We start from the raw sequence: 12,290 nt of genomic DNA on the forward strand, positions 1-12,290 counted from the left end.
CATGAAGTTATCCATGCCGCGTTTCGATCAAGCCCCGGTATTGGTGGTCGGCGATGTCATGCTCGACCGCTACTGGCATGGTGGTACTTCGCGTATCTCGCCGGAAGCGCCAGTGCCGGTGGTCAAGGTCGATCAGATCGAAGATCGCCCAGGCGGCGCGGCCAACGTTGCCTTGAACATTGCCGCGCTGGGTGCACCGGCTTCGCTGATCGGCGTTACCGGTCAGGACGAGGCCGCCGACAGCCTGGCCAACAGCCTGCAGGCCGCCGGCGTGCGTTCGGTGTTCCAGCGCATCGCCCACCAGCCGACCATCGTCAAGTTGCGGGTCATGAGTCGCCACCAGCAACTGCTGCGCATCGATTTCGAAGAGCCGTTCGCCACTGACCCGCTGTCGCTTGGCACGGAAGTCGACAGCCTGCTCGAAGGCGTCAAGGTGCTGGTCTTGTCCGACTACGGCAAGGGCGCGCTGAAAAATCACCAGAGCCTGATCCAGGCCGCGCGTGCCAAGGGCATCCCGGTGCTGGCCGATCCCAAGGGCAAGGATTTTTCGATCTACCGTGGCGCTAGCCTGATTACCCCGAACCTCAGCGAGTTCGAAACCATCGTCGGCCGCTGCGCCGATGAAGCGGAGTTGGTCACCAAGGGCCTGCAACTGCTGCAGGACCTTGACCTGGGTGCGCTGCTGGTGACCCGTGGCGAGCATGGCATGACCCTGCTGCGCGTCGGCCAGCCAGCGCTGCACCTGCCGGCCCGTGCCCGCGAAGTGTTCGATGTGACCGGTGCCGGTGATACCGTCATCTCCACCTTGGCGGCTGCCATCGCGGCCGGTGAAGACCTGCCTCATGCGGTGGCCCTGGCCAACCTGGCGGCGGGTATCGTGGTCGGCAAGCTGGGTACTGCGGCCATCAGTGCACCTGAGCTGCGCCGTGCGATACAGCGCGAAGAAGGTTCCGAGCGTGGTGTGCTGGGGCTGGAGCAACTGCTGCTGGCCATCGACGACGCGCGTGCGCACAACGAGAAGATCGTGTTCACCAACGGTTGCTTCGACATCCTGCATGCCGGGCATGTGACCTACCTGGAGCAGGCCCGTGCCCAAGGTGATCGGTTGATCGTTGCGGTCAACGACGACGCTTCGGTCAGCCGTCTGAAAGGGCCGGGTCGGCCGATCAACAGTGTCGACCGGCGCATGGCTGTGCTGGCGGGGCTGGGGGCGGTGGACTGGGTAATCAGCTTCCCGGAAGGTACCCCGGAAAACCTGCTGAGCCAGGTCAAGCCGGACGTGCTGGTCAAGGGCGGTGACTATGGCATCGACCAGGTGGTCGGCGCCGATATCGTCCGCGCCTACGGCGGTACGGTGAAGGTGCTGGGGCTGGTCGAGAACAGCTCGACCACGGCGATTGTCGAGAAAATTCGCAAGAACTGAGGTAGCTGGGGCTGCAAAGCAGCCCCCGTTTCACTTGTGCAGCGAAGTACGCGCCCGCTCCAACAGCGCCCGCGCCTTGTCGCCAAAACGCTGCAGATGTGAAGCCGGCATAGCCTTGCGCTCCACCAGGCCCTGCTGCTTCACCCAGTCCTTCCAGCGAATGCGCTCTTCCGTGACCACCCAGCCGTTCTGCCGGGCAAAGCTCTCGGCCAGGTACAGCCCGCGGGTGCTCGCCGGCACCAATTCGTCCTTCTTCAGCGTATACAGCTCGGCCACTGGCTGGCCGTCCTGCAGTGGCATCAGGTACAGGTCTGGCCGCTTGCGGTTGAGGCGGGCCACCAACTGACCGCCTTCGAGGCGTTCGTCGACGTGGAACAGGCTCAGCTTCTTCGCCTCCCGGGGCACTTGCAGCCGCATGTCGTAGATCAACTGCAACGATGCGGTAGGCAGGTGCACATAGGCTCGCGGGCGCTCCAGCAGCATCAGGTTGCCGCAATGCACGGGCCGGGCAGCGCCTGACTGCGGCGTCAGCACGAACGGCAATGCCTCGCGGTAATGCAGGGCTGCGGCGTAGGGGGCCGGCAGCCAGGTATCGTTGAAGCGCCCGCCCAGCCAGCCTTCGGGCGTTTCCAGCAAGCATTCCTCCGCCACTTCCTGCACGGCGGTATGCAGCGGCAGGTTGAGCTCCTGGGCGGGGACATAGCCAGAAATCAGCTTCAGCACCACATCGCCGCGGTCCTGGCGGCGTTGCCGTACCAGCACCCAGTAGTCACGCTGCTGCCAGTGCAAGGTCAAGCGCACCGAGACACCCAGGTTGGCCAGTTCCACCACGAAACGCTGGTTGTCTGGCAGCTGGATGGCCCGGCGCCGCTGCTGGGTCTGGACAAAGTTCAGCGGCATCCCGATGCTTTGGTAGACCAGGCCTTCGGCGGTGGCTTCGACATGCAGCGGCAGTGTCTTGAAGTTGCTCGGGTTCTTGCGAATCAGAGTACGCGGCACGAGGCTCCTCCTTGCGTCGGGTCAGTCTCCAGGCCCTAGGACTGGCGACAACTCAATGCTGGCCCAGGATACGGGCGACGGTGGCCACGTTGTGGGCCAGGTGCAGCGGATTGATGGTGCCGACGATAGCACTGCTCACGCCAGGGTGTGAGAACAGCAGCTCGAAGCTGGCCTGTACCGGATCGACGCCTGGTGCAAGGCAGATATGCCCGCTGGCCAAGGCCTTCTTCACCAGAATGGCCTTGCCGTGTTCGGCAGCGTAGTCCAGCACCGGGCGTTCCGCCTGCTCATTGAGGTTGTAGGTGACCATGGCGCAGTCGCCCTGTTCCAGCGCCTTCAGTCCGCCGGCCACGGTCTTGCCGGAGAGCCCATAACCCAGGATCTTGCCTTCCTGCTTGAGCTCAGCGAGGGTCTGGTAGACCTCTTGCTGTTCCAGGATCGCTAGGTCGTTGCCATCGGAATGCACCAGCACCAGTTCGATGCGATCGGTTTCCAGTCGTTGCAAGCTGCGCTCGACCGAGCGACGGGTGTGGGCGGCGCTGAAATCGAAGCGCGACTGGCCATCCTCGAATTCTTCACCGACCTTGCTGACGATCACCCATTCATCGCGCTGGCCTCGCAGCAGCGGGCCCAGGCGTTCTTCACTGCGGCCATAGGCTGGCGCGGTGTCGATCAGGTTGATGCCCAGTTCGCGGGCCTGGGCCAGCAGCAGGCGGGCTTCGTCGTCACCGGGGATGGTAAAGCCGGTGGGGTATTTCACGCCTTGATCGCGGCCGAGCTTGACCGTGCCAAGGCCCAGGGGCGACACCCTGAGGCCGGTGCTGCCCAGGGGGCGGTGGAAGTCATGCAGGGTCGGCAGGCTCATGGCAGCAGTTGCTCCCAGGCCGGCACGGCCAGCGGTGGGCGTGGCAGGTCGGACAGGTCGGCCTGCGCCTGCGGGCGGATGCCGTCCCGTTCCAGGTGGTTGATGACCCGGTCGCTGAAGTCGGGTGCCAGCGCCAGCTTGGTTGGCCAGCCCACCAGCAAGCGCTGCTGATCGGCGAGGAAGGCGTTGTCCGGGCGTACCAGGCCGGATTGTGCAGGCTCGGCGCGGTCGACGCGCAACGTGGCCCAGCTAACCTGGCTCTGGTCGACCCATGGCAGCAACTGAGCGATTTCCTTTTGTGCCGCGGCAATCTGCGCCGCAGGCTCGCGGGCGACCCCGTCGGCTTCGGCAAGGTCGCCACCCAGGTACCACACCCATTGCCCATCCGCGGCCGGGTGAGTGGTGACCGTCACCCGTGGCTTCGGCCCGCCGCCCAGGCAGTGAGCATAGAGCGGCTTGAGGTTGGCGCCCTTGGCCATGACCATGTGCAAGGGGCGTGTTTGCATGGCGGGTTGACCCAAGCCCAAGGCATGCAGCAAATCCTCGGTGCCAGCACCTGCGCTCAGCACAACGCGCTGGGCGCGAATTTCGCGCTCGTCGACGCGCAGACCAACCAGTTCGTCGCCTTCGCGCAGCGGCTCGATGCGCTGGCCGGCCAGCAGGCTGTCACCTGCCAGTTCGGCCAGGTTGGCCAGCAGGCTGGGCACGTCGATGACCAGTTCGGCCAGGCGATATACCTTGCCCTTGAAGGCTCGATCCTGCAGCGCAGGCGGCAGTTGCTCCCCTTTGACTTGTTCGACCCGGGTACGCACGGCCTTGCTGGCGAAGAAACTGGTGATATTGCCGGCCAGTGTGCCCGGCGACCACAGGTAGTGGGCGTCGGAAAGCAGACGGGTGTGGCCAAGGTCCAGCTCGCCGCTGCCGCCAATGGCTTCGCGCCAGCGGCGCGGCATGTCGGCGATGGCCTCTGAGGCGCCGGTCAGGGCGCCGTGCAAGGCGTACTTGGTACCACCATGGATGATGCCCTGGGACTTGATGGTCTGCTCACCGCCGAGGCTGGCGCGTTCCACCAGCACGGTGGAGTAGCCCAGGCGACGCAGCCGGGCATTGAGCCAGAGGCCTGCGACCCCGGCGCCGACGATCAACACGTCAGTGGAAATGGCGGATGGCATGGCGGTACCTCGAAGACTGGGACAGCAGGCAAGTATACAGGCTATCTCTGCGACGGCCCTATCGCCGGCACAGCGCTGACCCCCTGTGGGAGCCGGCTTGCCGGCGATTGGACCTCCCAGGCAAACATCAATGCCCGGCAGTTTTCGAGAACAGCTGAATCACCACCACCCCACCCACGATCATCGCCATGCCCAGCATCGCCGGCACATCCAGTTTCTGCCCATAGATCACCAGGGCCGCCACGCTGATCAGCACAATCCCCAACCCCGACCAGATCGCATAGGCGATGCCCACCGGAATGCTGCGCACCACCAGGGTCAGCATCCAGAACGCGATCCCGTAGCCAACGACCATCAGCAGCAACGGCAGCGGCGTGCTTAGCCCCTTGACCGCTTTCATGGAAGCGGTGGCGATGACTTCGGCGCAGATGGCGATGGCGAGGTAGGTATAGGCGTTCATGGGTGATTCTCCGGTTACTGGTCGAGCATTCTAGACGTCCCTCGGATGGGGTAAAGTCATTACCTATCAGTATGGGAGATAGGTTGATGGCAGAGCGTTGGGATCTCGAACAACTGCGCCTGTTCGCGCGGGTTGCCGAATTGCGCTCGTTCTCGGCGGTTGCCCGTGAGCAGCGTCGGGCGCAATCGGCGATCAGTAACGCGATTGCCTTGCTGGAAGCTGACCTCGGCGTCACCCTGTTCGAACGCAGCAGCGGTCGGCAGCCCCGGCTGACCGAAAATGGCACGGCCTTGCTGGAGGATGCCCGCGAGCTGTTGCGTCAGTGCGAACGCCTGGATGGCCGCGCGTTGGCGCTGATGCGGGGTCAGGAAGCCATGTTGCGGGTTGCCCAGGACGAGGCCATGCCCTATCAGCCCGTCATCGACAGCCTCGACGAACTGGCTAGTCGCTACCCCTTTCTGGAGGTGCAACTGGCCAGTGGTGCCCAGGGCGATGTGGCGCGCAAGCTGGCGGAGCGGCGCGCTGACCTGGGGTTGTTCTTTCATCACGAAAGCATTCCCGCATCGCTGGAGCGGCGTGCCTTGGGCAGCGTGGAGATGGTCACGGTGTGCGCGGTCGATCACCCGCTGGCGCGTGAAGCGCGGGTCACCCGCCAGCAACTGGCGCTTCATCGCCAATTGCTCATCACCCCCCAGCAAAGTGGCTACCCCGGCGGCGAGGCGATCAGCCCGCAGGTCTGGCGTGCCGACAGCTTCTACGCCATGGCCGAGCTGCTGATGCGTGGCCTGGGCTGGGCCTGGTTGCCGCGACACGTGGTGCAGTACCCGACCTATCAGGCGCAAATGGTCGAGCTGGACAGCGAATGGCGGCCCCCGGCCTTGGTGGTGGAGCTCGCCTGGCGCCGGGATGAGCCGCTGGGGCCGGCCGCACAATGGTTGGCCGAGCGCTTTGCGGTGCACCTGCGCGCGATCGGTTAAACTTCGCCGCCATGAACAGAACCCTCTATACCCTGCTGTTTCACCTGGGCCTGCCGCTGGTCGCGCTGCGCCTGTACCTGCGTGCCCGCAAGGCGCCTGCCTATGGCCAGCGCATTGGCGAACGCTTTGCCCGCAACCTGCCGGCCATGCGTCAGGGCGGCATCTGGGTGCATGCGGTATCGGTCGGTGAAAGCATCGCCGCTGCGCCGATGGTGCGCGCGCTGCTCAAGGCTTACCCGCAGTTGCCGATCACCCTCACCTGCATGACCCCGACCGGCTCCGAGCGCATTCGTGCAATGTTCGCCGATGAACCGCGCATCCAGCATTGCTACCTGCCCTACGACTTGCCGTGGGCGGCGGGGCGCTTTCTCGATCATGTGCGCCCGTGCCTGGGCGTGATCATGGAAACCGAGCTGTGGCCCAACCACATCCACCAGTGTGCCAAGCGGGGTATTCCCGTGGCCCTGGCCAATGCACGGTTGTCCGAGCGCTCGGCGCGTGGTTATGCGCGGTTTGCCAAGCTGACCCGGCCAATGCTGGCCGAGATGAGCCTGATTGCGGTGCAGACCGAAACCGAGGCGCAGCGTTTTCGCGACCTGGGCGCGCGGCCCGCGTGTGTGCAGGTGACCGGTTCGATCAAGTTCGACCTAAGAGTCGACGAGCAATTGCTGCCCCGGGCCAAGGCACTGCGCGATCAGTGGGGGGCAAGCCAGCGCCCAGTGTGGATCGCTGCCAGTACCCATGAGGGCGAGGACGCGCTGATCCTGCAGGCCCATCAGAAGTTGCTGCAGGTGCACGGTGATGCGCTGCTCATCCTGGTGCCCCGTCACCCCGAGCGGTTCAATGCGGTGCATGCCTTATGTAGCGAGCAGTTCGTCACGGTGCGCCGCTCTGCCGGTGCGGCGGTCGACGGCCAGACTCGCGTGCTGCTCGGCGATACCATGGGCGAGTTGCTGTTCCTCTATGCGCTGGCCGACATCGCATTCGTCGGCGGCAGCCTGGTCGCAACCGGTGGCCACAACCCACTTGAACCGGCTGCGCTGGCGCTGCCGGTGATCATGGGGCCGCACGTGTTCAACTTCCTTGAAATCAGCGCAATGCTGCGCGAGGCAGGGGCCCTGCAGCAGGTGGATGATGCCGATGGGTTGGCAGAGGCGGTGCGGCGGCTGATCGAGCTGCCGCAAGATGCCCGGCGGATGGGCGCCGCCGGGCAGGAGGTGATGCAGCGTAATCAGGGGGCACTTCAACGATTGCTGGAAGGCCTGGGGCGCTTGATCACTGGCTGAGTGGGTGAATCGCAACAAAGCCCTGGAAGTCATTGCTCTCTTCCATCCGGACCCCACCACCGACTATCAGACGGGGTGGGTCCTCCGTCACCAGCATGCTGTTTGCCAGTGTGGCCTTTTTGCCTATTTCTACGCCCGTTGAGAACTCGTCCTTCACCAGGCCATGTTTATCGAAAGCGGCTGCGATATAACCTGTGTTGGAAAAGTCGAGGATTCCGCCAACAGCGTAGATACGCTCTTCCTGGTCTTGATTCAGCCGAGTTGCTATCTGCCAGAACGATGTCTCGTGGTCATTGAGCTCAAGGTAGAACGGAAGGCCCTTGTTGAAACCCGTGTCGACATTGCCATCAAACGCATTGAGGCGCGCCAGAAACGCCCTTCGCTTGCCCTCCACGCGTGTCATGCCAACGACGTTCACCGCGTTTTGATCGGGCGAGAGCGACAGGTTCAAGAGATGCACCCTGTCGTTATGTTCGATCGTTACCACGCCGGTCTCGCCGAACCCATTGATCGGCTTACCGTCCATATTGTAGGTGGCCAGAACACCCTTTAGGCCGGCATCCCCCAGTACCAGAATCACTTTATCGCTGCGCAGCGTCACATTGGTGAGTTCGAAATCTTCGGCGCCTTCGGGTACTGGCTTGAGCTTGCCACCATCGCCAAAAGTGGTGTCGAGTTCACCGTTGTCCTTGAGGCGAAACAAGTAACCGGTCTCAGCAGAAGCGACCAGGTAGCCACCACCGGGCAGGGTAATCTGGGTTGTGGAAGTGGGGGGGGCGGAGCTTGCCATCACCTGGGCAGCATCGGCTTTGGTTTGGGGCCCCTGATTCGATGCCAGGTCACGGAAAACCTTGGTGCCGGCATCGCCAAACGAAGTGTCCAGTGGCCCGGTCGCTTTCAACCTTGCAAATGCTGGATAGAGGTCGTCCCCCCACAGCGCGCCAGCGAGAAACAGTGTGTCGTACTGGCCTAGCTGCGCCGATAGCCCGAAGAACAGTTCACCGTCATCTTTGAAGGCGTGTCGGCCCAGCAGTGTTTCGTTTTTATCGCTATCCAGGCTGGACAAGGTGAAGGACGAATCGTCCGATGGCGAGTTGCCTGTCAGTAGAAGTGAGCGCTTGGATACAGGGGAGAGGCTGATGGTGCCGACTTCCCCGGTCTTGTCCAGATAGATGAATTCCGGGTTCTGTTTGTGTTGTGTACAGCTCATGTTGATTCCGTCCTCTTAACCGATGTGGGTCGACGCTTTCGGCGAATTTAAGAGGAAGTGGAAAGCTGCGTAACTCGTAGAAATGGCAGGTAGGTCCTGGAGATACTCTCTCCAGGACGGGCTCAAAAACTACGGCCTGCGTTCGAAGTTCTTCGCTGCAGCAGCGGCCAAGTCCGGCGGCAGGAAGTCCTTGTCCGGGTTGTAGTCCGCCTTCAGGTAGCGTTTCAGGTCGATCAGGTCCTGCGGGCTCAAGGTGCCGGCCGCCTGCTTCAGGCTCAGGTTGTCGAGAATGTAGTCGTAGCGGCTGTTGTTGTAGTCACGCACCGACGTATACAGCTGGCGCTGTGCATCGAGCACGTCGACGATATTGCGGGTACCGACCTGGTAGCCGATCTCGGTGGCTTCCAGCGCGCTCTGGTTGGAAATGATCGACTGTTTGCGCGCCTGAACTTGTTCCACATCGGTGTTCACCGCGCGGTGAAGGTTGCGGGTGTTTTCCACCACCTGGCGGCGCAGGCTCTCGCGCTGCTGCTCGCTCTGGCTCAGGCGTTGGTACGCCTCGCGCACCTGCGAGCTGGTCAGCCCGCCGCTGTAGATCGGTATGTTCAGCTGCAGCCCTATGGTGGTCTGTTCCACATCACCGCTGTAGCGCTGGCCGGGGAAGGGCGAGGGGTTGGAGAAACCGAGGTTGTCGTTGTCGCCCTTGTCGTAGCGCGCCACAGCGTCCAGGGTCGGGGCATGGCCGGCCTTGCGCTGGCGCAAGGTTTCTTCTGCGGCGTCGACCGCGTGGTTGGTGGCCAGCAGGTTGAGGTTCTGGCGTCCGGCGGTTTCTACCCAAGCCTTTGCATCGTTGGGCGTCGGCACCTGGATGGGCAAGGTGTGGACCACACCCTGGATCGCGCTGTACTCGCGGTTGGTCAGAGTAACCAATGCCTCGAAGGCGTCCTGCACCTGGCGCTCGGCAATGATCCGGTTGGCCCGGGCGGTGTCGTAGCTGGCCTGGGACTGCAGCACGTCGGTCTTGTCGGAGAGGCCGACGTCGAAACGTTCATTGGACTGGTCCAGCTGGCGCTTGAACGCCGCTTCCTCGGCCTTGGTCGCGGCCAGGTTGTCCTGCGCGCGCAGCACGGCGAAGTAATTCTGCGCGGTCTCCAGGATCAGGTTCTGCTCGGTGGCCGACAGTTCTAGCGCGGCCTGTTCGTTGACGGCCTCGGCTGCCTGCAGCTGGAACCAGCGGTCGGCGCGGAAGATCGGCTGCGAGAGGGTTGCATTCCACGAATTGCCACTGCGGTTGGTGGTGGCCGATGGCTCATCGAACTTGGTGCGGGTGCTTTGCATCTCGCCACCGGCCGACAGGTTCGGCAGCAGGCCGGCGCGGGCCTGGGGCACGATTTCGCGACGCGCGCCGTAATCGGCACGTGCGGCCGCGAGATCGGCGTTGTTGTCTACAGCTTCCTGGTAAACGCTGACCAGATCGGTCTTCACCGTCGTGGGCACCTGCGCTGCCCCGGCCACTGCGTTGAACGCACAAGACACGGCTATCGCCAGTGAGAGTTTGCGCAGCATAGAGGCAATCCTTGTACGAAATTGTAATTTCTGAACCATTGAGTATCGAATGACGGAGCAGTTTAGTGCCGAGTGCCTTTGGCAACAATCGTCGAGTTCGCCTTTCATCATCGCCTTGTTTGATCCGCTTGGCTTTAGCGACCACTCCAGTCTAGACTGCGCATGTTCTTGTCGGGGTGCCTTGAATCAAAGGCTGAGATCGGATAGTTCCGGATCCCGTTGAACCTGATCAGGTTAGCGCCTGCGTAGGGAACAAGATTGCTCGCCTTCCCGGGGAGCCTCTTGTGCCAGGTCCGGGAATGTCGCAGCTGCATGCAGCTCAAGGCACCCCTCCATCCGGCACTGCACACCCGTCAAGGGGTGCGTTCGCGTCTTTCAGGTTCACCCCGACATTCCGTCCGCAAGGAAGACGTCTGGAGAGCCTGTGATGAGCAAACAAGAAAAAACGATCAACCTCAGCGAATCGGCACAAGTCGACCAGCAGTCCGTGCAACCTTTCCCGCGCTCGCGCAAGGTGTATGTCGAAGGCTCGCGCCCGGACATCCGCGTGCCCATGCGCGAAATCAGCCTGCACGACACCCCCACCGACTTCGGTGGCGAAAGCAACGCGCCGGTGCTGGTCTACGACACCTCCGGCCCGTACACCGATCCTGAGGTCATCATCGACGTGCGCAAAGGCCTGGCCGATGTGCGTTCGACCTGGATCGACGCCCGCGGCGACACCGAGCGCCTGGCCGGCCTGAGCTCCAACTTCGGCCAGCAACGCCTGAACGACACGGAACTTGCCAAGCTGCGTTTCGCCCACGTGAACAACCCGCGCCGGGCCAAAGCCGGGGCCAACGTCACGCAGATGCACTACGCCCGCCAGGGCATCATCACCGCCGAGATGGAATACGTCGCCATCCGCGAAAACATGAAGCTGCAGGAGGCCCGCGCCGCCGGCCTGCTCAGCCAGCAGCACGCCGGCCACAGCTTTGGCGCGAGCATCCCGAAAGAGATCACCGCCGAGTTCGTGCGCGAGGAAATCGCCCGTGGCCGCGCGATCATTCCGGCCAACATCAACCACCCGGAACTGGAGCCGATGATCATCGGCCGCAACTTCCTGGTGAAGATCAACGGCAACATCGGCAACAGCGCCCTGGGCTCCTCGATCGAGGAAGAAGTGGCCAAGCTGACCTGGGGTATCCGCTGGGGTTCGGACACGGTCATGGACCTGTCCACCGGCAAGCACATCCACGAAACCCGCGAGTGGATCATCCGCAACTCGCCGGTGCCGATCGGCACCGTGCCGATCTACCAGGCCTTGGAAAAGGTCGGTGGCGTCGCCGAAGACCTGACCTGGGAGCTGTTCCGCGACACCCTGATCGAACAGGCCGAGCAGGGCGTGGACTACTTCACCATCCACGCTGGCGTGCTGCTGCGCTACGTGCCGATGACCGCCAAGCGGGTCACCGGCATCGTCAGCCGTGGCGGTTCGATCATGGCCAAGTGGTGCCTGGCGCATCACCAGGAGAACTTCCTGTACACGCATTTCGACGAGATCTGCGAAATCATGAAGGCCTACGATGTCAGCTTCTCGCTGGGTGACGGCCTGCGCCCGGGCTCGATTGCCGACGCCAACGACGCGGCCCAGTTCGGTGAACTGGAAACCCTCGGCGAGCTGACCAAGATCGCCTGGAAGCACGACGTGCAGTGCATGATCGAAGGCCCCGGCCATGTGCCGATGCAGCTGATCAAAGAGAACATGGACAAGCAGCTGGCGTGCTGTGACGAGGCGCCGTTCTACACCCTCGGCCCGCTGACCACCGACATCGCACCGGGCTATGACCACATCACCTCGGGTATCGGTGCGGCGATGATCGGCTGGTTCGGTTGCGCGATGCTGTGCTACGTCACGCCGAAAGAGCACCTGGGACTGCCGAACAAGGACGACGTCAAGACCGGTATCATCACCTACAAGATCGCCGCGCACGCTGCCGACCTTGCGAAAGGCCACCCGGGCGCGCAGATTCGTGACAACGCGCTGTCCAAGGCACGTTTCGAATTCCGCTGGGAAGACCAGTTCAACCTGGGCCTGGACCCGGACACCGCGCGGGCCTACCACGACGAGACGCTGCCGAAGGAATCGGCCAAGGTCGCGCACTTCTGCTCGATGTGCGGGCCGAAGTTCTGCTCGATGAAGATCACCCAGGAAGTACGTGAATACGCCGCCAACCAACGCATCGATGCGGTGGATGTCGCGGTCGAGGATGGCATGCGCGAGCAGGCCGAGCGGTTCCGCCAGGAAGGCAGCCAGCTGTACAAGAAAGTGTAACAACGCCACTCCCCTTGT

The 12,290-nt window shown here is 63.1% G+C and carries 10 protein-coding genes and 1 riboswitch; of the genes, 4 read left to right on the forward strand and 6 right to left on the reverse strand.

Annotation, left to right across the window (positions count from 1 at the left end):
* The first annotated feature begins 1 nt into the window (after nucleotide 1).
* Entirely contained in the window at nucleotides 2-1,423 is a 1,422-nt protein-coding gene (gene hldE, locus ACIPZG_RS16835) for a bifunctional D-glycero-beta-D-manno-heptose-7-phosphate kinase/D-glycero-beta-D-manno-heptose 1-phosphate adenylyltransferase HldE (protein WP_008095061.1), read from the forward strand.
* A gap of 30 nt (nucleotides 1,424-1,453) precedes the next feature.
* On the opposite strand, the gene ACIPZG_RS16840 is transcribed toward hldE, so the two are convergent.
* The 4 genes from ACIPZG_RS16840 to ACIPZG_RS16855 all read right to left on the reverse strand — a co-directional run bounded on the left by ACIPZG_RS16840 (nucleotide 1,454) and on the right by ACIPZG_RS16855 (nucleotide 4,919).
* Nucleotides 1,454-2,422 carry a metal ABC transporter ATPase gene (locus ACIPZG_RS16840; RefSeq protein WP_400715528.1) on the reverse strand — a complete coding sequence of 323 codons (969 nt, stop codon included), beginning with the start codon at nucleotides 2,420-2,422 and terminating at the stop codon, nucleotides 1,454-1,456.
* Nucleotides 2,423-2,474: 52 nt separating this feature from the next.
* A complete protein-coding gene (locus tag ACIPZG_RS16845) occupies nucleotides 2,475-3,287 on the reverse strand; it encodes an aldo/keto reductase (RefSeq protein WP_400715530.1) in 813 nt (270 codons plus the stop codon).
* Nucleotides 3,284-4,459: an NAD(P)/FAD-dependent oxidoreductase gene (locus ACIPZG_RS16850; RefSeq protein ID WP_400715532.1), complete on the reverse strand. Its 1,176-nt coding sequence runs from the start codon at nucleotides 4,457-4,459 to the stop codon at nucleotides 3,284-3,286. The genes ACIPZG_RS16845 and ACIPZG_RS16850 overlap by 4 nt, the downstream gene beginning before the upstream one ends.
* A 127-nt stretch (nucleotides 4,460-4,586) precedes the next feature.
* Nucleotides 4,587-4,919, reverse strand: a complete 333-nt coding sequence (locus tag ACIPZG_RS16855; RefSeq protein ID WP_008095055.1) for a multidrug efflux SMR transporter — start codon at nucleotides 4,917-4,919, stop codon at nucleotides 4,587-4,589.
* Between the two features lie 86 nt (nucleotides 4,920-5,005).
* Between ACIPZG_RS16855 and ACIPZG_RS16860 the strand changes: the two genes are divergently transcribed.
* The gene (locus tag ACIPZG_RS16860; protein ID WP_400640305.1) at nucleotides 5,006-5,896 is read left to right on the forward strand and encodes a LysR family transcriptional regulator; all 891 of its coding nucleotides are present in this window, start codon (nucleotides 5,006-5,008) and stop codon (nucleotides 5,894-5,896) included.
* Nucleotides 5,897-5,907: 11 nt separating this feature from the next.
* A complete protein-coding gene (waaA, locus tag ACIPZG_RS16865; RefSeq protein WP_400715534.1) occupies nucleotides 5,908-7,182 on the forward strand; it encodes a lipid IV(A) 3-deoxy-D-manno-octulosonic acid transferase in 1,275 nt (424 codons plus the stop codon).
* Here the strand turns inward: waaA and ACIPZG_RS16870 are convergent.
* Nucleotides 7,172-8,392 carry a hypothetical protein gene (locus ACIPZG_RS16870; RefSeq protein WP_400715536.1) on the reverse strand — a complete coding sequence of 407 codons (1,221 nt, stop codon included), beginning with the start codon at nucleotides 8,390-8,392 and terminating at the stop codon, nucleotides 7,172-7,174. The genes waaA and ACIPZG_RS16870 overlap by 11 nt on opposite strands.
* 129 nt (nucleotides 8,393-8,521) lie before the next feature.
* Entirely contained in the window at nucleotides 8,522-9,958 is a 1,437-nt protein-coding gene (locus ACIPZG_RS16875) for a TolC family outer membrane protein (RefSeq protein WP_400715538.1), read from the reverse strand.
* Between the two features lie 162 nt (nucleotides 9,959-10,120).
* Nucleotides 10,121-10,227: riboswitch (TPP riboswitch) on the forward strand.
* A 158-nt stretch (nucleotides 10,228-10,385) separates the two neighbouring features.
* On the opposite strand from ACIPZG_RS16875, the gene thiC reads away from it, so the two are divergent.
* On the forward strand, nucleotides 10,386-12,272 hold the full coding sequence (gene thiC / locus ACIPZG_RS16880) for a phosphomethylpyrimidine synthase ThiC (protein ID WP_400715540.1): 1,887 nt from the start codon (nucleotides 10,386-10,388) through the stop codon (nucleotides 12,270-12,272).
* Nucleotides 12,273-12,290: the final 18 nt, after the last annotated feature.

This window comes from Pseudomonas sp. NPDC089395, from assembly GCF_044749525.1.
In the GTDB taxonomy this organism is placed as follows: domain Bacteria; phylum Pseudomonadota; class Gammaproteobacteria; order Pseudomonadales; family Pseudomonadaceae; genus Aquipseudomonas.